Below are 25,183 nucleotides of genomic sequence, written 5' to 3'. Positions count from 1 at the left end.
GTCAGTTCCCGCTGCTGCCGAAAATGGACACCGTGCCGGGCACATAGGCGTCATGCTGTGAAAAATGCTGATACTGAGCTTCACTTTCCGCTTCCGTCGCAGCATCGCGCGCCTGTTGCAGGGCTGTGGCGCGGCCATTGGCAGCAAGTTCGGCCTGAATGTCGGATAACTGACGGGACTGTAGCGCCAGAAGCTGGTTTCCTGCCTGCGCCGCCTGCAACGCGCCCGTGGAGGTCTGGCTGGAAGAGACAAGCTGGGTCATGGCCGAACTGTCGCTGGGGATGTTTCCTACCACCCGAGCCTGAAGCTTCAGGGCATCTTCGAACCCGCCCACGGAATTCTGCCACCGTGTCTGTGCCTGGCTGAACAGGGCACTGTCTGACATGCCGGACGAGATTGAGGTGTACGCCTGCTGGTATTGCTGCTCGACCGAGGTCACCGAATAAGCGATGTTCTGTGCCTGCGCGAGCAAGGCTGTTGTCTGGGAAATCGTTGATTGCAGCGTCGACAATGTCGACAGTGGCAGGCTCGCCAGATTACGGCCCTGGTTGACCAGCATCTGCGCCTGATTGGCAAGAGATGTGATCTGGTTGTCGATCTGCTGAAGCGTGCGGGCCGCGATCAGCACGTTCTGGACGTGGTTCGCCCCATCATAGACCGCCCATTGGGCACGGGCCGGTCGTGAAAGGTCGAACGTTGCACCGAATGCCAGCGTAACAGAGGCGACAAGAGCAGTGCGATGGAAATGTTTTTCTCTCACACGCGCAAAAAAATCGGTCCGAAGCTGGCAATGTCTTTCCGTCATGGCACGTCCTCCGCCCCGCGATCGTCGCGCAACAGATCCGCCGCCCATGACACGCCCCGCGCGTCAAACCACGCGAGGAGAAAACCGTCCCGGCCGTGTTCCGCCAGCACTGCATCGATCAGCTTGTGATCGTCCTTCCCTGATGCTGCGCATAAGGCGAGTGCGACAGGCCCGAGCCCCAGTTCGAACAGGCGATTGCCGCGTTGCGTCTGGCAGTAATAGTCCCGCTTCGACGCGGCCCGCGCGATGATGGCGATCTGTCGGTCGTTCAGGCCAAAATCCCGATAGAGCGCCATGATCTGCGGCTCGATCGCCCGCTCGTTAGGCAGGAATATCCGTGTCGGGCAGCTTTCCACCACCGCCGGAGCAATGCGGGAATTGGCAATATCCGACAGGGACTGGGTGGCGAAGATGACGCTGGCGTTCTTTTTGCGCAGGGTTTTCAGCCACTCTCGCAACTGGCCGGAGAAATCCCCGTCATCGAGAACCAGCCAGCCCTCATCGATGACCAGCAGGGTCGGCCGGCCGTCCAGACGGCCTTCGATGCGGTGGAACAGGTACGACAGAACGGAGGAGGCCGCGCCCGAGCCGATCAGACCTTCGGTTTCGAACACCACCACATCGGCATCCCCGATACGCTCGGCATCCGCATCCAGGAGGCGGCCGTAGGGACCACCGAGGCAGTAGGGCGCCAACGCCTGCTTCAGGGCGTTGGACTGGAGAAGCGCGACCAGGCCGGACAGGGTCCGCTCACGGGCAGGCGACGATGCCAGCGAATTCAGAGCCGACCAGAGGTGAGACTTCACCTCCGGGGTCAGCGCCACCCCCTCGCCGACAAGGATCTGACCGAGCCATTCACTGGCCCATTTGCGCTCATCCGGATCATCGATCCGCGCCAGCGGCTGAAGTAATACGCCGCTGCCCTCTTCTCCAGACAGATCGGCATCTGTCAGTCCACCCCCGAGATCGCGCCAATCGCCTCCCATCGCCAGCGTTGCCGCGCGCATCGACCCGCCAAAATCGAAGGCAAAAATCTGCGATCCCGCATAGCGACGGAACTGGAGCGCCATGAGCGCCAGCAGCACGGATTTACCTGCCCCGGTCGGTCCCGCGATTAGCGTATGACCCACATCGCCGACATGCAGGGAAAACCGGAACGGCGTGGCCCCTGCCGTTTTGCCATAAAACAGCGGTGCGGCCTTGAAATGCCCATCCATCTCCGGCCCTGCCCACACGGCGGAAAGCGGAATCATGTGCGCCAGATTCAGGGTCGAGACCGGGGGCTGCCGCACATTGGCGTAGACATGCCCCGGCAGAGATCCCAGCCACGCCTCCACCGCGTTCAGGCTTTCCGCCATGCAGGTGAAGTCACGGCCCTGAATGATCTTTTCCACGAGGCGAAGTTTTTCCGCCGCTATGCTGGCGCTGCCATCCCACACCGTCACCGTGACCGTGATGTAAGCCTGCCCGACATCATCCGCGCCCAGCGACTGCAACGCCAGATCGGCATCGGCTGCCTTGTTGGCGGCATCGTTATCCACGAGAACTGACGCCTCATTGGTCATCACTTCGCGGACAATGGCTGCGATACTCTTGCGCTTTGCGAACCACTGGCGCCTGATTTTCGTCAGCACCTTGGTGGCGTCGGTCTTGTCCAGCAGGATGGCGCGGGTGGACCAGCGATAGGGCATGGCCAGCCGGTTCAGGTCGTCCAGGATTCCGGGGAAAGTCCGCGACGGGAAACCCGTAATGGTCAGGGTTTTCAGGAAGGCATCGCCCAGCTTTGGCTCCAGACCACCCGAAAGCGGCTGGTCCACCAGCAGGGCATCCAGATGCATCGGAATTTCCGGCACCCGGACCCGCTGGTTCCGGGTGGAGATGGTACTGTGCAGATAAGTCAGCATCTCACCGTCATCCAGCCATGCCGCCTCGGGCATGAAGCCATCCAGCAAGGCCAGCATCCGATCCGTGCGGTCCACGAACGTATGGAGCATGCCATGCGGATCGGGACCATCGCGTTCCCTGCCTTCATAGAGAAAACGCTCGGCGCGACCTGATGATTCCGCCGGTGGCAGCCAGACCAGGGTCAGAAAATACCGACTCTCGAAATGCGCGCCCTCATCCTCGAACTGCTCCCGGCGCTCCAGGTCGACCATCTGGCTGGCTGCGTCGGGAAAGTCACCGTCAGGATAGAGTGTCGCCGGGACGCGCTGCGCTTCCACGAACACCGCCCAGCCTGAGCCAAGGCGACGGAGCGCATTGTTCAATCTTCCGGTCACACCGACCAGTTCCGCTGGTGTTGCGCTATCGAGATCGGGACCACGTATTTTTGCGGTGCGCTGAAAACTGCCGTCCTTGTTCAGGACGACGCCCTTTTCGACCAGCGCGGCCCAGGGCAGGAAATCAGACAGCAGGGAGTTTCGGTTGCGATATTCGCCAAGGGACATCATGGCCCTGTCCTCCCTCTACGCACGAAGCCAGGCGGGATAACGGAGATGCCGTCGTCCCACCTCGATGAAGACCGGATCGCGTTTCGCACCCCAGACCGCGAGCCCATGGCCGACGATCCAGAATGCGGCCCCGATCAGCCACAGCCGCAGACCAAGGGCGATCGCTGCCGCCAGCGTGCCGTTGGCGATGGCAACGGCGCGGGGCGCACCACCGAGCAGGATGGGATCGGTCAGCGAGCGATGCACCGGGACATGGAAGCCCGGCACGGCATCATCGTCATATCCCACGGCCATCAGATCAGCGCCCCACCGGAGAACGAAAAGAACGACAGGAAGAAGCTGGACGCGGCAAAAGCAATGGATAGACCAAAGACAATCTGGATCAGGCGGCGGAACCCGCCGGATGTTTCCCCGAAGGCCAGCGTCAGGCCGGTCACGGTAATGATGATCACCGAGATGATTTTGGCGACCGGTCCCTGCACGGATTCCAGAATCTCGTTGAGCGGGGTTTCCCACGGCATGCTGGATCCTGACGCCCATGCCGACGACGCGAAAGCAAACGACAGCAACAGGGACGTTCCGAATACACGGAGATCCCGCACATGCCAGTCAGGACGTGCGACAGCGCACACGACGGCGCGCAGACGTGAAGGCGGCCTCATGATGACTCTCCATTGGCAGAGCAGGATGTTTCGGGAGACGAGAAGCTGACCGGACGGATGCGATAGGCACCCGTCACGGGATCTAGGCCATCGATTTCTGCCAGTTCGGACAGGTGGCGGGCCGTGCCGCGTCCGGACAGGACCGCGATGACGTCGATGGTTTCCGCGATCATGGCGCGTGGCACTGTGACCACCGCCTCCTGGATCAGTTGTTCCAGCCGATACAGGGCCGCGAGCACTGATCCGGCATGTAGTGTACCGATACCGCCGGGATGGCCGGTGCCCCATGCTTTCAGCAGGTCCAGCGCCTCGGGGCCGCGCACCTCACCAATCGGGATACGGTCGGGCCGCAGGCGCAGGGCGGACCGCACCAGTTCGGACAGGGTTACGACACCATCCCTTGTACGCATGGCGATCAGATTGGGGGCTGTGCATTGCAGTTCCCGCGTATCTTCGATCAGCACGACGCGATCACCGGTTTTCGCGACCTCGGCCAGCAGCGCATTGACCAGCGTGGTCTTGCCGGTCGATGTCCCGCCGGCGACCAGGATGTTTTTCCGTTCCGCGACCGCGCGGCGCAGAAATACCGCCTGCCCCACCGTCATGATTCCGGCGGCGACATAATCGTCGAGGGTGAACACGGCCACGGCGGGCTTGCGGATGGCGAAACTCGGGGCGGTCACGACGGGCGGGAGCAATCCCTCGAACCGCTCACCGGTTGGCAGTTCCGCCGATACGCGCGGTGCTGCCTCATGCACCTCCGCCCCGACATGGTGCGCGACCAGGCGTACGATGCGCTCGGCATCGGCCGGCGTAACCCTGTCGCCGGTATCGCCCAGCCCCTCGGACAGGCGGTCGATCCACAGCCTGCCATCGGGATTGAGCATCACCTCGACAATGGCAGGATCAGCGAGGTGCCGGGCAATCGCCGGTCCCATCGCCGTGCGCAGCATGGACATGCCGCGTACCGTGGCCCTTTCATGGATGCTGGAAACTGACATGATTTTCCCCGCTATGAGCCGAACACGATGCGCGGACAGCAACGGGGCAATTAAGAAAGGCAGGAAACCACGCGGTTCAACAGGAATTCATGCGTCGTAGGGCGGTGGGGAAACGTAGGGCAAAAATACTTGCAGGGTGCGGAAATTACGAATCCGGTTCATCCTGTAAGGCAGGATCGGAAACATCGTCTGGAATTTCCTGCTGGAGTCTCGGTCCCTGGGCCAGCCTGCGACCGAGGGCCGAGACAAAATTATCGTAACGCGCCCCGGCCTGCGCCCGTGCTGCCCTGGCAGCCGGTTCAGGCAAGGGCGGGGTCGTGGTGAGCCAGAAGCGGATGAACAGCGCCAGGGTCTCCACCGTGATGCCGATATCGCGCTCCAGCCGCGCAAGACGCCGGTCCTGCCGGTCGAGGCGCTTCGATGTTGCAGCCTCGCGGCGCTCCTCCCCGTCGGGCGACAGAAAGGAAGCGACGGCAGCCTCCACGATCAGGGACATCGGCTGCGCACGTCGCGCGGCATAGGCGGAGAGGGTCTTCATCACATCAGGGTCGAGATAGACGGAGATCTGGGCTTTCTTTTTTGCCATCACCATACTTTCCTCACAGTTCCAGCTCGTCGCCACAGTCGAGCGATGCCTGCCGGGCCACACCGCGCATGAGATCGTTCATCCGGTTGTTACGGGGCGCGATGTCGTCGAATTCGTCAGTCGGGTCGGGTGCGAATTCATTTTCCATCGGCTCCTTCTTCTCGACCGTTCCCTCACCCAGTTCTGGCTGACGGCGGCGGGCAGACTGTTTCGGGTCTTCATCCCCCTCGTCCTCCGTCGGCTCCGCCCCGGCATCCGGCGCCGGTGGGCGTGGCGGCAACGGTCGCGTGCTCCAGTCGTCGGGACGGCCATCTTTCGGGCGCGGAAGATCAGGCGGAGGAAGAACGCGCTCGCGGAAGCGGTCATCCTCGAAATAGCGGGCCTTCTTCGCGCGGATCGGATAGAGACCGGAGACCATGACGATCTCGTCCGCTGGCGGGAGCTGCATGACTTCTCCCGCCGTCAGCAGCGGGCGTGCCGTCTCCGAGCGCGAAACCATCAGATGGCCCAGCCAGGGCGAAAGCCGGTGCCCCGCGTAGTTCTTCATCGCCTTCATCTCGGTGGCAGTCCCAAGCGCGTCAGACACACGTTTCGCCGTCCGCTCATCGTTGGTGGCGAAGCTCACCCGGACATGGCAGTTGTCGAGGATCGAATTGTTCGGCCCATAAGCCCGTTCGATCTGGTTGAGGGACTGGGCGATCAGGAAGCTTTTGATCCGGTAGCCCGCCATGAAAGCCAGCGCCGATTCAAAGAAATCCAGACGCCCGAGGGCCGGAAATTCGTCGAGCATCAGTAGCAGGCGCCGTCGCTGTGCCGCAGCCTCCAAGTCTTCCGTCAGCCTACGGCCAATCTGGTTCAGCACCAGCCTGATCAATGGCTTGGTGCGGCTGATATCCGAGGGGGGCACGGTCAGGTAAAGCGTCACTGGGCGGTCCCCTCCAACGATGTCGGCAATGCGCCATTCGCAGCGCCGGGTGACTTCCGCCACCACCGGATCACGGTACAGGCCAAGGAAGGACATGGCAGTGGAGAGCACGCCCGAGCGTTCATTGGGCGATTTGTTCAGCAGCTCGCGCGCGGCCGATGCAACAACAGGATGTGGCCACTTCTCACCCAGATGGTTTGTCCGCATCATGACCGACAGCGTGGTGGCGATCGGGCGCTTCGGGTCCGACAGGAAATTGGCGACACCGGCGAGGGTTTTGTCTGGCTCGGCATAGAGGACATGCAGGATGGCGCCGACAAGCAGGGAGTGTGAGGTTTTCTCCCAGTGATTGCGCTTCTCCAGACTGCCTTCCGGGTCCACGAGGATATCGGCGACATTCTGGGCATCGCGGACTTCCCACTCTCCACGCCGGATTTCCAGTAACGGGTTATAGGCGGACGAGATCGCATTGGTCGGGTCAAACAGCACGACGCGACCGAAACGGGCGCGAAATCCCGCCGTCAACTCCCAGTTCTCGCCCTTAATGTCGTGGACAATAGCTGAGCCAGGCCAGGTCAGAAGCGTCGGGATGACCATACCGACACCCTTGCCACTGCGCGTTGGTGCAAAGGTCAGGACGTGCTCCGGTCCGTCATGGCGCAGATAGGCCTTGCCATACCGGCCAAGCACCACCCCATCCGGGTCAAGCAGCCCGGCTTTCGCGATCTCGTCCGGGTCCGCCCAGCGTGCCGACCCGTAGGTTTCGATTTTCCTGGCTTCACGGGCGCGATGGACCGACAGCGTCACGGCGGCGGCGAAAGCCAGCACCCCACCCGATCCGGCCATCCACGCCCCGCGCGCAAAGACGTTCGGGGCATAGGCGTCGAATTCGAACCACCACCAGAAAAACAGCGGCGGCGCGTAGACCGACCAGTGATGGAACAGCACGAACCAGGGCCGACCGAGTTCAGGCTGGAAGCCCAGTTCCCAGGCCGTCCATTGGGTCGCGGCCCACCAGGACAGGACGACAATGGACAGGACCACCGCGACCTGTCCCCATTGAATTTTGGTTCCCGGCATTTTCGATTCCTCCTTGCGCAGGAACAGGTCGGGCGGCCATTTTCCGTTCCGCAAGGGCTTTTCCCGCGTCGTCGCATCCCGGCGCATGGCAGGGAAAAAATACTTGTCCGGTGCGGCCCAGACCGTCATCACATTGAGCGAAGGTCGCGGGAGTCGAATGATAACCGGGTCTTGTGGCTGGACGGGTGCTGCGGCCAACGATGATGCGAACCCCGACCAGACATGGATTTTCTGGCACTCCCTCTCATTATGTAGTAATGTTCCTACATTGCAGTCTGGAGGCCGGACATGAGCATCACCACACTTTCAAGCCGCGAGTTCAACCAGGACACCAGCCGGGCCAAGAAGGCGGCGGCCGAGGGACCGGTGTTCATCACCGACAGGGGACGCACGGCCCATGTCCTGCTCAGTATTGAGGAATACCGCCGTCTGACACACCATCCGCGCAAGATCGCGGACGCTCTGGCGATGCCGGAAGCTGCGGACATCGCATTCGATCCGCCTCGCGCCAATATCACACTCCGCCCGGCCGATTTTTCCTGATGTTCCTGCTGGACACGAACGTCGTTTCAGAACTGAGAAAAATCCGTGCCGGGAAAGCCGACCCGAATGTCGCGGCATGGGCGGATAGCGTGGAGGCAGAAGATCTGTATCTCTCCGCCATCACCGTCATGGAACTGGAAAACGGCATCCTGCGCGTGGAGCGCCGCGACGGAGCCACTGGCACGATCCTGCGGACCTGGCTGGAACAGTATGTCCTTCCTGCGTTCGAAGGGCGTATTTTTCCCGTCGATACATCCGTAGCCCTGCGCTGCGCCCGGCTCCATGTCCCCGATCCCCGTTCGGAACGTGATGCCCTCATCGCCGCGACCGCGCTGGTTCATGGCAAGACGGTCGTGACCCGCAACGTCGCGGATTTCCTGCCATGCGGTGTCCCCCTGCTCAACCCGTGGGAACCCCAGCCGGACTGACAGGAGCGCTGGTTCACAAACCCAGCCCCCTGTTCCGGGTGAAGCTCCAGTCAATCCCGCCATTGTCGCGCGCGACACCGGAGACGTGCCTGCCCTGCTGCTTCTCCAGCGATGGCGTCCAGGGCACAAGCTGGAACTGAAGCCCGTCATCAATCATCGCATAGCGACCCGAGGCCAGCACCATGCGCTGACGATAGGTGCCGGTGACATACTCCCCCGAACCCGACTGGCTGAATGTCCGTCCCGTCTCGACGGCCAGCCGCTCTCCAACTTCCCGGACCTCCCGGTCCCTGAGCGTCCCGATCAAGTTGCGCGCCAGAACCACCCGCTGCGTGTGACGTTCGGCAAGACCCTGCTCAATCAGTTGCTCCGCCCGGCGCTCCATCGCCTCACGGACCTCGGCGCCAAAGCCCGCCTGCCCCAATGCAACAGGGTCGCGCGCCACTGCCTGCCGGTCGAGCCAGGTGGCCCCTCGCGCCATCACCTGATCCTCGATCGACAGATCAGACCGCACAGCCAGCGCCACACGCCGTTGCCCCTTCCGGTCATCGAAGGCGCGCAGTTCCACCACCGAACCCATTACACTGTCCCCGGTCGCATCGAGATCGGGAAAGCGGATATGATGCGTACGCCCGTCCACGCCGTCGATGACCGCATAGGCCGTGCCTTTCAGTTCATCGTCCAGACCACGATCAACCAGCCTGCCGATGACGGGAACATCCAGGCTTTCGCCCGCCAGCACATAACTCGACGTGCTCCGCTCGATCCCGCGCTCGGCCAGGGAACGGTGAATGCGCTTGATGATGTCGCCGCGTTCGCCCAGTTCACGCAGCGTCGCCTCGGCCGTCTCATCCAGCAACCATTGCCCCTCTCCAACCTGATGGGCGAGACCAAGCCCTTCCAGCCGACGCAGGCGTCCGACCTTCAATGCCCCGAACGGATCGGGCTGCTCACCAGGCGAAGGCGCCGTGTCGATGACGCCATCGCGCCCCGCATCGCGCTGAAGCTGCCGGTCAAGCTGGGTCCAGTATTCGGCATCGACCTGACGTTCGAGGGCGCGGTGAATTTCGATGTCATTGCGCTGCCCGAGTTCCTGCGTCACCAGATCCTGGGCACGGGCGCGCAACCCGTCTTTGATATAATCCCGCGAGATGACAAGGTCGCTGCCATCCTCGGCTACACCGCGCACGAGGATATGGACGTGGGGGTGCTGCGTGTTCCAGTGATCCACCCCCACCCAGTCCAGTTTCGTGCCGAAGTCTTTTTCCATCTGCCCGACCAGTTCGCGGGCATAGCCCTTGAGGTCGGCCATGTCGGGCGCGTCCTCGGGCGAGACGATGAAACGGAAATGGTGACGGTCGTCCTCGCAGCGTTCGGCGAACGCCTTCGGGTCGGCATCGTCGATGCCGGGACCAAAGAGCCGTGCCTTCTCACCGTCCTTCGTGACCCCTTCCCGGCGCAGGTAACGCAGATGGGCGGCGAGCGGCGCCTTGCGCCCGCTATGGCGTACGACACGGGCCTTGACGGTCACGCGGCGGGCTCGGCTGGTCAGCAGGCGATTGGCCCTGGCTGCCGCGATGCGGCCACGCCCGAAGGACGAACGGGAACCACTGCCGTTGCGGCCCGAGCGGAACCCGCCGCCACCGGCACGCTGGGCCGAAGCAAGGGCCTGGGCGACGAAGGGCTTGAGCCGCTGGGCGCGCGGCGAGCGGATGCGACCCAGACGGGGCCGGAAGTCATTCTCGCGGGCCATTGGACCCTCCAATGTGCGAAAAAGGCTGGTGCAACAAAGGAAAACAGGGTCGGCAAACATTGCCAAAGAAGAGGAAACATTGCTGAAAGAACGAAAAAACGCAGGAAAACCGACACCCCAACCGAGGCGCAATGTGCGCCCTTTTATCTCGCCTCTCATTCCCCATGCCCCAAAGCGCCTGTTCACCCCTGCCAGCACCCGATCCGCGATGCTGGCCCCTGGCCCGATCGCCCTGCGCGAACCAACGCAAACCGGCAGGAAGAAGGATGCCTGGACGCGTATTCATGGCGTTGCCACCGATGCGGAAGAAGCGACAAAAAGCCCACCGGAAAGCGGCCTGACAGGCGCAAGACCATGCGCCATGATGTCACTTCGAACATCCTTCGACGGCAGCTTCATTGCAGCCGGAACGCCCTGCCCCGCATCGTCCGACTGCACGGCGAAAATCGGCGCATGAGTCCAGAACAGCGGATCGGGATGCGAAACCGGTAGCAACGATTCAGCACCGCCCTGACCGATCAGGGGCAGCAATCCGGCGACATAGGCGCGCGTTTCGGGTGGCAGCGGACGTTGCCGATCACGGTAGTCCTCATAGCGCCCCGGCCCGGCGTTATAGGCTGCCAGGAAACCCGGCGAGCCGTACCGATCGTGCATCTCGTGCAGGAACGCAGCGCCCGCGAGGATATTGTCATGCACATCGAACGGATCGTTTCCCAAGCCGTAGCGGGCACGAAGGTCGCTCCAGGTCGCGGGCATGATCTGCATGAGTCCGAGCGCGCCTTTCGATGAAATAGCGCCAGTATCACCACCGCTCTCAGCGCTCATGACAGCCCGTATCCACGTCGCGGGAATGTCGAAGCGCTGCACGGCTTCAGCGATCACGGCGGCATACGGATCGGTGTCAGCAGGCACTGAAACCGACGCCGCCCGTGCGTGATCGATGGCACCCGATGCACTGATCGCAGTAACGCCGACAGCGAGGAAAAACGCGCGTCGCATCGTCTCATTCCCCGCGTTCAACACGCCGTGACGGACGCGTCCAGTTCAGCACCCAGACCGCACGCTCCCCACCGGCACGGAAGAGATTGGCCCGGATCGGTTGTGCAAAGGCGGGGTCATCGAGGGCTACTGCGATGTATTCACCAGCCAGCTCGCCGGTGCGTTTCCAGCCAGCACCAACCTCCGGGCCATCGGCATCGGTGAGATGGATGCGGTAATCCGGGGCATGTTCGGCGTCGGAAAACTCGGCCGGAACGAGAAGGATATCCTGCGCCACGGTGAGGGTGCGGATGCGCCCGGCAAAGCCGGTTTTCGTGCGCGTGAAAAGACCAATCTGAGTCATCTCATTGCCCTTTCGTGGATGGAGTGAAGATCACGTCGACAGATTGCTGGCTCCCGGACGGAAGCCAGACTGGCGTTGCGCGTCCGATGACGGTGGAGACGGACAACGGGCCGAAATATCGCCCGTCGAGACTGCGTGGCTCAGCCGGGTTCATGACGAAGACCTGGCCGGGAGCGAGGTGTTGGCACCCCTGCCAGACGGGCAATGGACGGCCCCGGTGATCGAGGGATTGCGCGTCGCCAGCGAAGTGCCCGTCGATGGTTACGCGCTGCCCGGTACGGCACACGGACTGCCCTGCGATAGCCGCTACAGGCTTGAGCAGGGGCACACCGAGAGGGAGGTAGCCGCGTTTTGCCAGCAGCATCGCCTCGCGCGCTGGCAGACGGACGGCGACCAGATCACCGACATGCGGTGTGGGGTTCCTATGCAATCGGTAGAGCCCGACGGGCACGCTCGCCGTCTCGTTCCAGATCAGCCGTGGCGCAGGATGAACGACCATCGACGCGCCCACACCGAGCACGGCTAAATAAGTCGCAAAGAACCAGCCACGCCGGGTCATGACGTCACCTGCCGTCGCTTGAGCCATGCTGAATGCTGCTCGCGCGTATAGGCACGCGGCTCATGTCCGGCCGTGATGCGATGGTGCAGATGCCGCCAGTATTCGGGCGCTGCATCCGCCGGATCGAGACCCAGTGCCTCAATGGCATCGACCGACCGGAGCACATGTTCGACCCTTGGCCAGCTATCGACACGCAGGAGGATTTCGCCGCCGGGACGCACGAACGGCAAAGTCTGGAACACTTCGCCAGCCCTGACCGCGCGCACGATATCCAGCCGGGAGACGGTGATACCGAGGTCATTGGACGCCCAGCGCACAAAGGCGAAAACACTTCCTGGCGCAAAGCTGGAAATGCGGCGGCGGTCATCGAGTATCTGCTCGTCACTGCAATGCCCGAAGCGCAGCCAGTGTTCGATGCGCCTATCGATCCAGGTCAGTTCGACATGTGTCAGCGCCGCCGGATGCCGATGGGAGATGCGAGAGTACCGGGTCATGGCCCGTCTCCCGGCCCCTTGAAGGGGGCAATGGACGGGCAGAAAGGGTTATCCGCAGAACGGCGCTTCCCATCAACATAAGAGTTAGATTCTAAGTTAGATAAGTTAAGGGCCGGAATCGCCGTTTCAGGCCAAAGACTTAGCTGGGGTGTGTGCGTGTGAAGTCCCGATAGTCCTGCGTGTGATGTCCCGATAGTGGATGCGTGTGAAGTCCCGATACCATTCACATAGTTATCCACAGGATGTGTGGATAAGTCAGTTGGCAGGATGCGCAGCAACTCACGCGCGCCAGCACGCTCAATGTTCAGGCGATAGCCTGGCAAGGTCTGGCTGGCGGCGGCTCGCCGGATCTGAATGGCAAAGTCCGAGGGACGCATCAGGCTGCCGGATTTCTGGTGCAGATGCCCGATCTCGAAAGTCCAGCCGGTAGGTTGGCGACCCGCGTGTTTGCGGGCGACACGGTAGAGCCAGCGCTCAATGCCACCGGTCAGCCGGAAATAGGTCGGGTCGATGGCCAGCACCAGCGACCGGTCGATCACGCCACGATAGAGCCATTCCGGAATGACGATCTCGATACCAGCGGCGCGACCGTTCCGGCTGGCGCAGATTTCCCACTCGGTAATCCAGGAAAACTGCTGCCGTCGCCAGTTCTGGCCGTTGCGGATCGTGGTAGCGACTACGGTGGACTGGAGCCGGGCAAGTGCCGCCCTGAGCAGCCCATAATCCCGCGCCCCGGTCTGTCGGCCAATGCCGGTGAGCAACTGGTAGGGGGTGAAGCGCAGGAAGCGTGACGTTGTCAGGCCGAGATTTTCAGCCTCGACAATCTGGCTGGCAGCCCAGATCAGCACGTCAGCGTCCCAGATCGTCGCCATGCCGTGCTCGGGCATCCCGAACACCTCAACGCGCGTGTCCCCTGCCGCGTAGAGGATTGGCGTGGTGCGCTTCGTTTTGGACAGAGAGAAAAACGGTCGCTCCATCAGATCGCGCTGGTCGCGCGGGCTGATCTCGCCGCTGGCGACAACGAACGGCAGGAGCCTGCTGCGCTCGCTGGCCGTGAGGGTATGGCGGGCCTGCATGTCCATCCTCCCCTCACCGGCGATCAAGGCCGGCAGAGCGGGCCTCGTCGTAATTCGGATCAGAGGTGGACCGGCAGGCGCTGGCGGCAGCCCAGGCGTCGAGGTCGTCGATCAGATAGACGACACGACCACCAAGCTTGCGGAAGGTCGGGCCACTGCCATGGCAGCGGTATTTTTCCAGCGTGCGGGGAGAAAGGCCAAGAATCTGCGCGGCCTGATGTGTGCGCAGGTAGCGTGCCGGTGACGGCGCGTGTCTGTCGAGCATGGTATGCCTCCATCTGGTCTCGAAGCGCCGCAGGAATGATGCGGCGGATCGGGATGACGGTGGCGGAGAAAGCGGGCGTTGAGGGTGGACGAAGATTTTTCGAGGTCAGTGTCCACCCCCGCGCGTCGGAGCGTATGCCGGAGATGCCGGGCGCAGCCGGGCATAGGGCAGCGTTGAACAGATGGGAAAACGCAGCGCGAAGGAGCAAAAACCGGTTGTGTTATCGCCCGCGTAAAAAATCCAGATAGCCGCCACTGACCCGGTTTCGGGCGTCAAGAAGCAGGCGCTCCGCATGGCGACGCGCCGCCGTGTTGCGCCATTCCACCGCTGGTAAAGCGGCTTGCCATGAACGATTGACCGCAATGGCGATATCGCGGGTGGTACCGCCCGCTTCGTGAATATCGAAGGCGAGCAGGAGCAGCATCTGTCGCGCGCGTTGCAGCGGGGTGAGCTGGAGGGCGCGTGGAAGCAGGCCAACGCGCTGGCCGCGCTGCCTGCGAAAGAAACGCAGCGCCACGTCGAGACGCAGTTCGGCGGCGTCATCCATCGGCAGAAGCACGGCGGGGCGGCCTATGGCCAGCGGGCTCAGAAGCCGAAGGTAGAGTTCGCCCGCCGCGTCACCGATCACCCGCCATGTGTCGTCTTCCGCATCATGACGGGCCAGGATGGTTCCGAGCACCGCCGGATTGATCGGGGTCACGGTGGCGAAATCCGATGGCGCGGGTGTCAGAATCAGCGTGGCCGGTGAAACCTCGGGCCGCCAGACCATGCGCCCCTGACGGGCGGGTTCATCGGGCGCATGAACAAAAGCAGAGCCCCCAGCGCCGTGCGAACGCCGCGCACTCGGCAGCGGAATCCACGCCCCGACGGCCGATCCGCCGTTGCAGGCGGGCATAATCGCGGCGATAGGTGGTGTTACGACGGAGAAATTCGACGGCGAAACCGGAGCGGTCCAGGCGGCTGATATGGTCGCGCAGTTCCGGTGAACGCCAGAAGGATGTCGGCATGCGGGCCTCCCTGTCTGTCCCCCATGCGGCAATAGGGGGAGCTTCCATCAGCCAGATCGGGAGCGGGAGTGCATAGACCCTGATTTTTTATCAGGGAGAGAAGCGCAGGGCGCATGCGGGAGCCGGGGCGAAGCCCGGCTATTGCAGGCGCGATTGCAACAGATGCTGGAAACCTGCTTCGGTCATCCAGCGCGCCCGTGCCAGATGCCTGTCATGCACCACCTTGGCGCGTTCGGGCTCACAGACGGGATCAAGGCCAAACAGCACCGCGACGACCTCGCGCCAGTCCGCCCCTTCCTCGTCCGCTACCAGAAGGCGCAGGTAGAGCCCGAGATGCGCTTCGTCGTAGGCGTTCACCCGTTCGGTGAGAGGAGGATGGTCGAGGAAAGACGGGTCGGTCATGGCGGTTCCTCGTGATACCGCTGCCAGATCGGTTCGATAACAAAGATCGGGATTGCTGACCGGCCCGGTTCGCATGCCCCCACCAGAAATCAGCGCGCTCACGGGGAAAAACGACACACACGGAACGGATCAGGAGGATTCCGCTCGGCCACGCCCCCTACCCTGCCGCGTCTGGATATCGGAAGTCTCGTTTAGAAACATGACGCCGCGTCCCTGTCCGGACTCGATGAACAGAATGCCCGCCGCTTCCAGCGCACGACGAACCTGATCGATCGTGCCTTCATGAACGCCCAGACCGCGTTCAGATTCAAGGCGCTTGAGCGCGGTCAATGCTACGAGGGCTTTTTCAGCGAGCCTTTCCTGTGTCCAGTTCAGAAGTGCCCGTGCCGCCCTTACCTGTCGGCCAGTGATCATCCGCGATCACATCCGCCACGCAAGGCCTGCACACCAGAAATACGACTATAATAGTCGCTTTATGAATATTCAACATCGTTCTTTCCGGACGGTGGGAAAAAGGAATCGGCGTCCATGCACCATTCAGGCGGCTCCAGTCCTGTCGGACAAGACCGTCGGGCTGACCAGAAAAAAGCCCCCCGTCAGGCGGGGGGCTCGGCATCGCGTCGGGCAAGCGCCTCCTTGAGTTCGCGCTCGATCTGCCGGCGCTCGCGACGGCTGAGGTGAAAGCTGGTCAGTTCGGCGCGCAGCATCTGGATGTGGTCGTGTAGCGTGGTCATCATCCTGCTCCTTTCGTTTCTCGAAGACAGGACGGACGGCTCATGCCGGGGCGGACCGGGTCAGGGATCGCCGTCAGGCGACCGGCCTGCCGGCGCGTGGGGGAGCCGATTTTGTCTGGCGTACCCGAAGGGTGCGTCGGGCAAAATTGGGGGGACCACGCGTCCTTGACGCGGTTCGCCCTCGCGCATGGTACAATGGGAAGGCTGAGGGAAAGCCTCGTATTCCTCCTGCACCTCACGTCGGGCGACCAGGGCTGCCGCCCCCGCCCCGGAAGAGCATGTGGGAAAAAAAGACCCGGAAGGCCCCGCCCGGAGAGACCGGGCGGGGTTGGTCGTGTGAGGTTCAGTCCCCGTTCCGGCTGCGCGGCCGGGTCCAGATCAGGGAGTAGCCCTCGCCTTCCTCGTCGGTGAACAGGTTGGCGAAGATCGGGGCGGCGAAGGAGGGATCGTCCAGCTTCAGGCTCAGATAGGTGCGACCTTCGCTGGAGCGGCGGGTCCATGCGGCGCCCAGTTCTACGCGCCCGAGATAGACGCGGTAGTTGGGGGCGTTATCGTTGGCGCGGTTGGTCTCGGCCACCAGGCGGACGTTGCGGGCCTGCAGGGCCAGGGTGACGATTTCGCCTTCGAAGCCTTCGCCTACCTTCTTGAAGGAACCGATGTTAGCCATTGTCGTATCTCCATGCTGTTATCGGGCCGCGACCACCGTGGCCTCGATGGCGATCGACCAGCCGGAGGCGAGCGGCAGAGCACCCTTCAGGGCCGCAGCGCAGCGGAGGACGGCAGGGCCGGAACTTTCTTGTTTCGCGAGGAATGACGGCGCAGCCGTCAAGGGAAGAAAGTTCTGGAACGCCGTTGCGGCCAGCCGATCGAGGCGCAGCCGGTCTTCGGCTAGATCAGCCATCCGACAGAGGCCATGGTGTGCGGATCCGACAGCCCCCCGGAGATACGATGCCGGCATGACCGGTCCGTCAGGTGGGGGACGATGCGATCTGGCGCGAGACTGTCACGCTGGCATTGTGGGAAACTGGCCCCGTCCGGTGGTCGTTTTTGCCGTCCCCGATGTTACGCCGCCTTTTCACCCGCTCATGGGTAGGGTTGCGTCGTGCAGCGCTACAGGCCCCCGCTCCCGGCACAGGCGCATCCTTTCAAAGCGGGCCGGATGATCCCTCGTTCGCTGCCTGCCGTCCCGGCCCTTTCACCGATGGGGATGACATGGGCTTTTCACCCCCATGGACCGTCCCCGCAGACGCACGGGGCTGCCATCGAACTCCGTCCCGCCGGTTCTCCGGGTGGGGTCTTCCGGGTGACAGGCGAACGTGCTTCCCGCCATCAGGTGCGCAGGGCCTGGGGAGCCCGACGTCATTGCGGCTCAGGGATCTGGCAACAGATGTCAGGCCACTTTCATGAAACAGTCATGGGAATGGCGCTCACGCGCCACTCCCTTTCTGGAACCTCCAGACCGGGATGCCCATCTGTTTCGCCTTGTCGGCCAGATTGTCCTGAATGCCCGATCCCGGAAACACCATGACGCCTACAGGCAGGACTTTCAGCAGGGCGTCGTTGCGCCGGAACGGGGCGGCCTTGCCATGCCGGTTCCAGTCCGGCTTGAAGGCGATCTGCGCCACCTGCCGGTGATCGGCCCAGCGGGAGGCGATGAATTCCGCGCCCTTCGGTGAGCCGCCATGCAGCAGCACCATGTCTGGATGCTTCTCACGCACCTTGTCCAGACGCTTCCAGATCAGGACATGGTCCTCGTAGTCGAGCCCACCGGTGACCGCGACCTTGGGGCCGGCCGGCACCAGCAGCTCCGTTTCAGCTTTCCTGCGGGCGTTGAGGAAATCACGGCTGTCGATCATCGACGCCGTCAGCGTGCTGCGGCTGACCAGCGAGCCAGAGTGTGGTCGCCAGGGCGACATGGTCAGGCGTTCGAACTGGTCGCAGGCGAGGTCGCGGAAGATCTCGTAAGCGTTGCGTCGTTCCAGCAGGGTCAGCCCTTCGGCAATGAGGCGCTCCAGTTCCACCGAGCGGATTTCGCTACCATCCTGTTCCTGCTGGCTGCGCTTCTGCACCTGCTCGTTGCGATCAAGCTCACGTTCCACCTGCCCGACCATGCGGTGAAAGACATTGACGGTGGACCAGAGCAGCGGTTCGAGATCGGGTTCCAGCCGCGTGTCCGTCAACGTGGCGGACAGGGCATCGAAGATGTCGGCCACCGCGCCCTCGATCTGGCTGGCGTCAGGCAGCGGCCTCGGGTCCGGCTCGTCCTCAAACGGACGGTGGCCGTAAAGCTGGAGTTCCGTCAGCACATGGGCGGTGGAAGAGGTAGCGTGGGCGGGTTCGAAATCGTCCTGTGTACGGGTCATGGGTCTGTCCTCCGGTTCTGGCCGCGCCCCTCGCGGCCTTTCCGGGGGCGGATAGCGGCAGACGAGGGCCGGGCCGGAACCGCGCAACGCGCGGCCGGAACGCAGTGAAGGATGGCAGGGAGACGGCAATTTTGCTTCGCGATGCAAAGCGCGGCACGCGCGGCGGAAAATAGCCGTCTCCGCCATTGCAGGCCCGGTCTGGCTGACGCCCGCTCCTCTTCCTGAAAGGCCGCGGGCGCGCCTCATCCGGAAACGGGACAGCCCCACGCCACACCGGAAAGAAGATGCCCCTCACACCCCCTTCCCGGCCCGCCTCAGTGCGTGACCGGATGCAGGAACCGCGCCACGTCCCGCGGGGCAAGCTGGGGATGCAGGATCGCCCGCATTGCGCCACGCCCGAGGTAGCGGAGATCATCGTTGAAATCCGCCAGACGCGGTGACAGCACAAGGCACTCGATCCCGGCCTCGTGCGACCGGGTCTGCAGGGTCGTCACCGCATGGTCTCCGGCCGGGTCGTCATCGCGCAGCACGTAGAGGCGGCGCAGCGTGGCCGGAAACGCCATGGCGGCGAGATGCGCCGAGGACAGGCAGGCGGCCAGTGGCAGAGCGGGCATGATCTCATGGAGCGACAGCACCGTCTCGATGCCCTCGCCTGCCGCCAGAACGTCGGACACCGCGCCAAAGCGCACGGCATTGCCGAGCAGGTCGCCCATGGCCCGACGGGACATGGCGACGGGGGCCTTGCCCTTTCCGTCCCGCGCCAGCCAGGTGCGATGCACGCCTGTAACGCGGCTATCAGGGTCGGTCACGGCGGCGATCAGCGCGGGCCAGGTCTCGGTCGCGCTGTCGGTATCGGCACGATAATAGCAGTCAGGATGGAAACGCAGCGATGGCAGGTCCGTCAGGCGAGTCAGGTCACGATGCCGCAGCCAGGTTTCCACCAGTGTGCCCGCAATCGGGCGGGACATGGCCCAGAGCCGACGTGCGGCGTCTGCGGTGCCAGATGCCTGCCCCGAAGTATCGTGGCTGAACGCATGGGCACGGCCGCGATCAGGGGCCGATCGTGGCTCGGAGTGCGGCAGGCAGAGAAAGCGCCGAGCCTCGTCGGCGACATCGCGAAAATCCAGCAGCCCGAGGCTTTCACGGATGATGTCGAGCAGATCGCCATGCTGCCCCGTCGCGCCATCCGTCCATTTGCCCGCGCGGCCACGCCCGTCCGGTCCACCATGCAGGCGGACATAGAGCGACCGCCCCGGGGTGTTATGAACATCCCCGACCAGCCAGTAATTGCCGTGCCGTCGCCCGGCCGAGAGGTAATGCCGGCAGACCGCCTCGGCATTTTCAGCCAGCCTGCGGGCCAGATCGCCAGCATCCCATGACTGCGCATCTGTCATCTCACCCTCCCTGCAGGCTTGATGCCGCCATGATTCCCCCGTAACGGCAGAGGCAACGGGCACAGGCCCGAATGCAAAAGGATAGTTTCATGAAGATTGCCGATCTGGTCGATCATATCGCCACCACCACCGACACGAGCAAAACCGATACCCGCAAGGTGCTGGACGCCCTGATCGAGGCGATGACCGCCGCCGCCAAGGCCGGTGACGAAATCACCCTGCCGAACTTCGGCAAGTTCAAGGTGAAAGAAGTCGCCGCCCGCGAAGGCCGCAACCCGGCCACGGGTGCGACCATCCAGATCGCAGCCTCGCGCAAGCTGGCCTTCACGCCTGCCAAGGCGCTCAAGGACAGCCTGAACGACTGACCTGCCGACAGGCAAAAGGCGGCGGACCCTGTCCGCCGCCCCTTCCCCATCATGCCGGTTTCTGATGACGGTCGCGTTCATCCGACCTTCTCCATCAGCTTTCGTGCCCTACCCTCCAGATCCAGCCGCGTGTCCTGGTTGGTCTTTGTCCGCGCCAGGGCTGTAATCCCCTGCACGAAATCAAACACGCTCTCAGGCTTGCGCCCTTCCTCATGCAAGACCGTTTCGATGATCTTTGTAGTTTCCGGTTTGGAGAACCCACGACGACGCAGGAAACTTTCGCGGTCGTCGTCGGTTCTGGCCACCAGCGCCCGGCGCGAGGCCTGAATGCCAGAGACGAACGACGCCGGACTGGCCATGGCGAAATTCCGGAGCGCCGGTGTGGCCTGATGCACGAAACGAGACGCAGCAAACTTGCTATGCCGGATCGTGATCTGTTCGAAATTTTCGACGCCCCACAAAAGGCGGTTTTGACACACTCCGCGCAGATAAAACGACGCAATACCAAGACTCTTACTGCCGACTTCCGAATTCCACGCATAGAAGCCCCGGAAATAGAGGTCAGGATCGCCATTGGGCAGACGCCCGGCTTCGATCGGGTGGGTGTCGTCGACAAGGAACAGAAACACATCGCGATCCGATGCGTAGAGCGTCGTGGTTTCCCTGGTGATGTCGACATAGGGATTGTGGGTCATGGTGGCCCAGTCGATCATACCCGGCACCTTCCAGTTGGTATCGCCCGTGCCGTCACCGGCGATCTTGCGCACCGCTCCGACCAGTTCATGGTCCCATATGCGGCCGTAATCGGGACCGGTCACGGCGCGTAGCTCGACGCGGCCGTCTTCCGTCTCCAGCGTCTTGACCAGTTCGGCGCGGTGCGACAGCAGCCCGTGCTGCAGGTTGATCGCCGCCAGTGGAGCCGGGAGACTGCGGAGATACGACGACGGGGCACCAACCAGACTGCACATCTGACCAAAGGACCAGTGTGTGGGAGCGATCGGGTCATTCTGTCCTGGCACGGTCAGGGTCAGGCGCTCGGCATTGTCGCGCGACGCCTCCACGCGGATGGCGCGGCTTTCCACCGTACGAGCGGTGGCCCGATCCGCCCGCGCCAGTGTGGCGGCGTGCAGATCGGACAGCGACAGGTAGCGCTCATCATCAGGGCGGGAGAACCATTCGGACGATACGCGGGCGCTGCGGGTACCACGGGAGGGATCAATCCGGAAGCCGCTGGACGCGGCGCCACGGGACACAGGAGGCAGGATGGTGGTCGTGGTCATGGAAAACTCTCCTCTGATGCCGGTTATTCGGCACAGAAGGCGAAGCCGACCTCTCCCTCTTTCCGGGGCGCCGGACATGAAAAAAGCGGCTTCCGGGCACCGGAAGCCGCTGTCTCACCATTCCAAAAATCCATTGCACTATTCGGCGGCAATGGCTTCCATATCCCCGCCTGTCGTCACTGTTTCAACCTGTGCCTGATCGGCCAGCCCCACGGTCCGCAATGCCTCGGGCAACCAGCCCGAACCATCGAGCAGCCGCTCGGCCTCGCGCGCCATGTCGGGCTTTTTCAGGTGGGCAATACGGTCAGCCGCCTCATCACCGCGTGCTTCCCGCACTGCCTGGAGGATACGGGCCTTGGTCACCCGGCCGAGATAGTTCTCGACCGAGGGCTGCCAGCCGGCCTCCACCAGATCGAGGCCGAGGGCCGATGCCAGACGGTCTGCACGCTTGAGACGTTCGGTGACGCTGCGCTGGGACACTGCGCCATAGGCGGGCATGCGCTCGTAGAGCGCATTGACCCCGAAGGACAGGCAATGGGCCAGCAGCGCCATACGGCTGGCATCGTCCAGCCCGTCGATCCAGCGCCACAGCGCATCCTCGTCCTCGGGCAGATCATGCTTCCAGCCGTCATTGCGCTGGCGCAGCGCATGGGCCGGCACACTGCCCGGCATGTCAGGCGAATGGACCGGCAGGGAGATTTCGCGGACATAGGCTTCAAGGCAATCCGTACCCGGTGTCTGCCAGTACACATCACGCACCAGCGTGTGCAGAAATTCGGTCAGGGCAATGTGCGGGTTACTGGCAAACGCGTCCCGCAGGGCCAGCGTGCGCCAGGCTGTCAGTTCGGTGAGCAGCCGGTCAGGCAGTGGTTTGATCCCGTCTTCCTCCTCGGGTTCGACATCGGGAGAGATGGTGTTGCCCTCCCCGCCCGCATCGCCGCCATAATCAGCAATACGTTCATCCCGCCCATCATACGTGGGGTGATCGTATTCATCCGAACCATCGGCATTATCGGCTTCTTCTGGCTCGACCGGCATGTCATCGGGCAGCACGAAGCCGCGCTCCACCTGCAGCGTGCCATCACTGTCGAGGCTGACGAAGGCCCCCGCCCGCGCCATGTCAGCGGAATCGAACGTCAGGGGCCGTTCTTCCAGGGCAAGAATGGCCCGTTCGATCTCGCCCAGCCTTGCATCAACCTTATCAGGGTATTCATCAGCCTGGGCGTATTCAGCCTCGATAGTTTCCTGCTCGGCATGAAGGGCTTCGAGACGAGTTGCCTCTTCATCGGTCAGTGGCATTTCCGTGCCGTCGATCTCAGCGAAATGCCGTGTGTGACCCCATGGGAATGACAGGGCAGTTTCGACCCACTTCCAGCCTTCGGCGCGGATATCTTCTTCGGCTGCGTGCAGCTTTTCCATGACCAGCCGATCCAGAATGGCCGGATCCTGCAGCCAGCCGCCATCATCCGCCTCGAACAGGTCGCGCATAATAGGACCACCAGCGGCAAGATAGGCGTCCAGTCCCACGAAGCGCACGCGACGATCCGAGGCCCGCACGGTTTTTTCCGTCAGCATGCGGCGGATGACGTAGGGTTCGCGGTTATGGCTCTGGGCCACGATCTCCCAGACCTGTTCCTGGCGGACATGATCATCGCTGATGGAAAAGGCCATCAGTTGCTCCAGACGCATGCCGTCCTGCTCATAAACATCGAGCAATTTGTCCGACACGGTCATCAGCCGCAGACGCTGTCTGACCACGGCCGGTGCGACAAAGAACGCGGCGGCGATTTCCTCCTCGGACATGCCTTTTTCCAGCATGTCACGGAAAGCACGGAACTGGTCCAGCGGGTGCAGGGCCACGCGCTGGACGTTTTCGGCCAGAGAATCATCCTCGGCGAGAATGGCCGATCCGGCCTCGCGCACCACGCACGGCACCGGGGCAGTCTTCGCCAGTTTCTTCTGCTTCACCAGCAGTTCAAGAGTAACCGGCCGTTCTAGGCCGCCTTGATTATGCGGCCTGCCTATGCGGTATATTCGCGGGTTTCCAGTTCCATGGCAACAGTTCGTGGAGCCGATTGATCTTGTGCTCGTTGATACGGGCCAGGACGTCGGCGAGGTAATCGTGCGGGTTGATGCCTGAGAGTTTTGCGCTTTCGATAAGCGTCATGGCATCAGCGATGTTGTCGCCCCCGGCGTCTGAACCGGCAAACAGATAGTTTTTCCGCCCGACGCATACCGGTCGTATGGCCCGTTCGGCAGGATTGTTGTCGATGGCAACACGACCATCTTCGAGGAAGATGGTAAAGGCTGCCCACCGGTTGAGCGCATAACGGATTGCTTTTGCCAGTTCCCCCTTGCCTGGGATACGGGCGAGCTGTGTTTCGCACCATGCGTGGAATGCTGTGACACGAGGGCGGCTTTTTTCCTGTCGGACAGCCAGACGATACGGAGCAGGAGACCCGGTGAGCTGCCGCTCGATATCGTAGAGTTCCCCGATCTGCTCGAGTGCTTCCCTTGCGATTGTCGAATCACTGCCCTTCCAGACATCATGGAAGGCCCTGCGGAGATGAGCCCAGCAGGCCGCTTCGCGCACATGCACGGTTCCCGTTGCATCGGGTTTATACAGATCCCTGAACCCCGCGTAGGCGTCAGCCTGCAGAATGCCCCGGAACTGTGCCAGATGGGTCTGGGGATTGATCCCCTTGCGATCGGGAGAGAACCAGTAGGCCACGGCGGGCGGATCACTCCCGCCCCAGGGGCGGGGATCGCGCAGATAGGTCCAGATCCGCCCTTCCTTCACACCACGTGGTTTCCCAGCCTGACGCAGGCGAGGATCAAGAACCTGGATGGGTGTATCATCGGCATGCAGCAGGTCTGCCTTTACGACATCCTGACGGATCAGATCTGTGAGAGGACGCAGAACGGCAACGGCCTGACCACACCAGTCGATCAGGGTTGAACGGGGAATGTCCACACCCTGACGGGAAAAGATCTCATTCTGACGATAAAGCGGAATGTGATCATCGAATTTTGAGACCAGGATATGGGCCAGCAGCCCGGGGCCAGCCATGCCCCGTGGGACAGGGCGCGACGGTGCTTCAGGCTGTACCATTGTTTCGCAATGACGGCAGGATTTCTTCAGCCGTGCCGTTTCGACAACTTTCAGTTTTGCCGCAATAAAGTCCAGTATTTCGGTGACATCTTCGCCAACGAGGCGTAGGGGACCGCCACAGGCGGGACAGGCCTCGCCCGGGTCGAGAACAATACGCTCCCGTGGTGTCGTGTCGGAAACCTTTGGTTTGCCGCGCCGTCTGGGGGAAAAGACCACACCATCGCTGTCATCGTGCTCCCTGATGTCAGGAGAAGGATCGGCTGCCGCGATGGCGATTTTCACATCTTCAAGAAGCAGTTCGAGCTGTTCAATCTCACGGTCTATCTTTTCTGAACTGGCCCCGAATTTCTGTTTCTGAAGACGCGCGATCCGGATTTTGAGAGACTGGACAAGAGCTTCATACGCACGGGCTGAAGCGGAAAGCCGAGCCACTTCAGTCTGCAGGGAAACAATCATTTCCCTCAGGATATCCGGATCATCAGGCAGGACCGCGGGCGCATGCGTCATTATGAAAAAATAGCAGAAAACCCAATAAAAGACAAAAGGTTCTGCATGAT

The 25,183-nt window shown here is 62.7% G+C and carries 29 protein-coding genes; 3 read left to right on the top strand and 26 right to left on the bottom strand.

Annotated elements, in window-relative coordinates:
* Position 1: 1 nt before the first annotated feature.
* From trbJ to ABNV41_RS00850, 7 genes are all read right to left on the bottom strand, one after another.
* Complete coding sequence (gene trbJ, locus ABNV41_RS00880) at positions 2-805, bottom strand: P-type conjugative transfer protein TrbJ (RefSeq protein ID WP_034933520.1); 804 nt, start codon at positions 803-805, stop codon at positions 2-4.
* Positions 802-3,255 (bottom strand): conjugal transfer protein TrbE, encoded by a 2,454-nt coding sequence (gene trbE / locus ABNV41_RS00875; RefSeq protein WP_349934858.1) that lies wholly within the window; start codon positions 3,253-3,255, stop codon positions 802-804. The genes trbJ and trbE overlap by 4 nt, the downstream gene beginning before the upstream one ends.
* Positions 3,256-3,270: 15 nt before the next feature.
* Positions 3,271-3,549: a VirB3 family type IV secretion system protein gene (locus ABNV41_RS00870; protein WP_007397919.1), complete on the bottom strand. Its 279-nt coding sequence runs from the start codon at positions 3,547-3,549 to the stop codon at positions 3,271-3,273.
* Complete coding sequence (locus tag ABNV41_RS00865; RefSeq protein WP_034933525.1) at positions 3,549-3,917, bottom strand: TrbC/VirB2 family protein; 369 nt, start codon at positions 3,915-3,917, stop codon at positions 3,549-3,551. Before ABNV41_RS00865 ends, ABNV41_RS00870 begins: the two co-directional genes overlap by 1 nt.
* Positions 3,914-4,918 carry a P-type conjugative transfer ATPase TrbB gene (trbB, locus tag ABNV41_RS00860; protein WP_082770880.1) on the bottom strand — a complete coding sequence of 335 codons (1,005 nt, stop codon included), beginning with the start codon at positions 4,916-4,918 and terminating at the stop codon, positions 3,914-3,916. Before trbB ends, ABNV41_RS00865 begins: the two co-directional genes overlap by 4 nt.
* 145 nt (positions 4,919-5,063) lie before the next feature.
* Positions 5,064-5,510 carry a hypothetical protein gene (locus ABNV41_RS00855; protein ID WP_010517994.1) on the bottom strand — a complete coding sequence of 149 codons (447 nt, stop codon included), beginning with the start codon at positions 5,508-5,510 and terminating at the stop codon, positions 5,064-5,066.
* A 7-nt stretch (positions 5,511-5,517) separates the two neighbouring features.
* Positions 5,518-7,509 (bottom strand): conjugal transfer protein TraG, encoded by a 1,992-nt coding sequence (locus ABNV41_RS00850; RefSeq protein ID WP_010517992.1) that lies wholly within the window; start codon positions 7,507-7,509, stop codon positions 5,518-5,520.
* 288 nt (positions 7,510-7,797) lie between these two features.
* Between ABNV41_RS00850 and ABNV41_RS00845 the strand changes: the two genes are divergently transcribed.
* Both ABNV41_RS00845 and ABNV41_RS00840 read left to right on the top strand, forming a co-directional pair.
* On the top strand, positions 7,798-8,052 hold the full coding sequence (locus ABNV41_RS00845) for a type II toxin-antitoxin system Phd/YefM family antitoxin (protein WP_010517990.1): 255 nt from the start codon (positions 7,798-7,800) through the stop codon (positions 8,050-8,052).
* On the top strand, positions 8,052-8,480 hold the full coding sequence (locus ABNV41_RS00840; RefSeq protein ID WP_349934857.1) for a type II toxin-antitoxin system VapC family toxin: 429 nt from the start codon (positions 8,052-8,054) through the stop codon (positions 8,478-8,480). The genes ABNV41_RS00845 and ABNV41_RS00840 overlap by 1 nt, the downstream gene beginning before the upstream one ends.
* Positions 8,481-8,493: 13 nt before the next feature.
* Here the strand turns inward: ABNV41_RS00840 and ABNV41_RS00835 are convergent, their stop codons facing one another.
* The 16 genes from ABNV41_RS00835 to ABNV41_RS00760 all read right to left on the bottom strand — a co-directional run bounded on the left by ABNV41_RS00835 (position 8,494) and on the right by ABNV41_RS00760 (position 19,869).
* Positions 8,494-10,233: a VirD2 family relaxase/mobilization nuclease gene (locus tag ABNV41_RS00835; protein WP_039733993.1), complete on the bottom strand. Its 1,740-nt coding sequence runs from the start codon at positions 10,231-10,233 to the stop codon at positions 8,494-8,496.
* 282 nt (positions 10,234-10,515) lie between these two features.
* Complete coding sequence (locus tag ABNV41_RS00830) at positions 10,516-11,232, bottom strand: lytic transglycosylase domain-containing protein (protein WP_349934856.1); 717 nt, start codon at positions 11,230-11,232, stop codon at positions 10,516-10,518.
* A gap of 4 nt (positions 11,233-11,236) precedes the next feature.
* Positions 11,237-11,575 carry a DUF736 domain-containing protein gene (locus ABNV41_RS00825; RefSeq protein ID WP_349934855.1) on the bottom strand — a complete coding sequence of 113 codons (339 nt, stop codon included), beginning with the start codon at positions 11,573-11,575 and terminating at the stop codon, positions 11,237-11,239.
* A gap of 1 nt (position 11,576) precedes the next feature.
* Positions 11,577-12,134: a S26 family signal peptidase gene (locus tag ABNV41_RS00820; RefSeq protein ID WP_349934854.1), complete on the bottom strand. Its 558-nt coding sequence runs from the start codon at positions 12,132-12,134 to the stop codon at positions 11,577-11,579.
* Positions 12,131-12,628: a DUF2840 domain-containing protein gene (locus ABNV41_RS00815; protein ID WP_349934853.1), complete on the bottom strand. Its 498-nt coding sequence runs from the start codon at positions 12,626-12,628 to the stop codon at positions 12,131-12,133. The genes ABNV41_RS00820 and ABNV41_RS00815 overlap by 4 nt, the downstream gene beginning before the upstream one ends.
* Positions 12,625-13,704, bottom strand: coding sequence for a replication initiator protein A (locus tag ABNV41_RS00810; RefSeq protein WP_408871365.1), 1,080 nt, complete (start codon positions 13,702-13,704; stop codon positions 12,625-12,627). The genes ABNV41_RS00815 and ABNV41_RS00810 overlap by 4 nt, the downstream gene beginning before the upstream one ends.
* Positions 13,705-13,717: 13 nt before the next feature.
* Positions 13,718-13,969: an AlpA family transcriptional regulator gene (locus tag ABNV41_RS00805; RefSeq protein ID WP_078527163.1), complete on the bottom strand. Its 252-nt coding sequence runs from the start codon at positions 13,967-13,969 to the stop codon at positions 13,718-13,720.
* A gap of 220 nt (positions 13,970-14,189) precedes the next feature.
* Positions 14,190-14,738 (bottom strand): DUF2285 domain-containing protein, encoded by a 549-nt coding sequence (locus tag ABNV41_RS00800; protein ID WP_349934851.1) that lies wholly within the window; start codon positions 14,736-14,738, stop codon positions 14,190-14,192.
* A 19-nt stretch (positions 14,739-14,757) separates the two neighbouring features.
* Positions 14,758-14,976: a transcriptional regulator domain-containing protein gene (locus tag ABNV41_RS00795; RefSeq protein ID WP_349934850.1), complete on the bottom strand. Its 219-nt coding sequence runs from the start codon at positions 14,974-14,976 to the stop codon at positions 14,758-14,760.
* 138 nt (positions 14,977-15,114) lie between these two features.
* Entirely contained in the window at positions 15,115-15,378 is a 264-nt protein-coding gene (locus tag ABNV41_RS00790; protein WP_349934849.1) for a DUF2285 domain-containing protein, read from the bottom strand.
* Between the two features lie 129 nt (positions 15,379-15,507).
* On the bottom strand, positions 15,508-15,792 hold the full coding sequence (locus ABNV41_RS00785; protein WP_061275917.1) for a hypothetical protein: 285 nt from the start codon (positions 15,790-15,792) through the stop codon (positions 15,508-15,510).
* Between the two features lie 182 nt (positions 15,793-15,974).
* The gene (locus tag ABNV41_RS00780) at positions 15,975-16,115 is read right to left on the bottom strand and encodes a hypothetical protein (RefSeq protein WP_349935119.1); all 141 of its coding nucleotides are present in this window, start codon (positions 16,113-16,115) and stop codon (positions 15,975-15,977) included.
* Between the two features lie 340 nt (positions 16,116-16,455).
* Positions 16,456-16,779 (bottom strand): DUF736 domain-containing protein, encoded by a 324-nt coding sequence (locus ABNV41_RS00775; RefSeq protein WP_006560122.1) that lies wholly within the window; start codon positions 16,777-16,779, stop codon positions 16,456-16,458.
* Between the two features lie 18 nt (positions 16,780-16,797).
* Positions 16,798-17,013: a hypothetical protein gene (locus tag ABNV41_RS00770; RefSeq protein WP_041247388.1), complete on the bottom strand. Its 216-nt coding sequence runs from the start codon at positions 17,011-17,013 to the stop codon at positions 16,798-16,800.
* A 526-nt stretch (positions 17,014-17,539) separates the two neighbouring features.
* A complete protein-coding gene (locus tag ABNV41_RS00765; protein WP_349934848.1) occupies positions 17,540-18,475 on the bottom strand; it encodes a DUF2493 domain-containing protein in 936 nt (311 codons plus the stop codon).
* A gap of 314 nt (positions 18,476-18,789) precedes the next feature.
* Positions 18,790-19,869, bottom strand: coding sequence for a toprim domain-containing protein (locus ABNV41_RS00760; protein ID WP_349934847.1), 1,080 nt, complete (start codon positions 19,867-19,869; stop codon positions 18,790-18,792).
* An 89-nt stretch (positions 19,870-19,958) separates the two neighbouring features.
* Here ABNV41_RS00760 and ABNV41_RS00755 point away from each other — a divergent pair, with 89 nt between their 5' ends.
* Positions 19,959-20,234, top strand: a complete 276-nt coding sequence (locus ABNV41_RS00755; protein ID WP_061276630.1) for an HU family DNA-binding protein — start codon at positions 19,959-19,961, stop codon at positions 20,232-20,234.
* A gap of 77 nt (positions 20,235-20,311) precedes the next feature.
* Here the strand turns inward: ABNV41_RS00755 and ABNV41_RS00750 are convergent, their stop codons facing one another.
* The 3 genes from ABNV41_RS00750 to tnpC all read right to left on the bottom strand — a co-directional run bounded on the left by ABNV41_RS00750 (position 20,312) and on the right by tnpC (position 25,133).
* Positions 20,312-21,514, bottom strand: a complete 1,203-nt coding sequence (locus ABNV41_RS00750) for a DUF932 domain-containing protein (protein ID WP_349934846.1) — start codon at positions 21,512-21,514, stop codon at positions 20,312-20,314.
* Positions 21,515-21,652: 138 nt separating this feature from the next.
* The gene (locus ABNV41_RS00745; protein ID WP_349935079.1) at positions 21,653-23,548 is read right to left on the bottom strand and encodes a chromosome partitioning protein ParB; all 1,896 of its coding nucleotides are present in this window, start codon (positions 23,546-23,548) and stop codon (positions 21,653-21,655) included.
* Positions 23,523-25,133, bottom strand: a complete 1,611-nt coding sequence (tnpC, locus tag ABNV41_RS00740; protein WP_349934665.1) for an IS66 family transposase — start codon at positions 25,131-25,133, stop codon at positions 23,523-23,525. The genes ABNV41_RS00745 and tnpC overlap by 26 nt, the downstream gene beginning before the upstream one ends.
* Between the last annotated feature and the right edge of the window lie 50 nt (positions 25,134-25,183).

It is taken from the genome of Acetobacter sp. A11-2 (assembly GCF_040208445.1).
Lineage (GTDB): Bacteria > Pseudomonadota > Alphaproteobacteria > Acetobacterales > Acetobacteraceae > Acetobacter > Acetobacter oryzoeni.
This window is presented reverse-complemented; position numbering and strand designations above follow the sequence as displayed.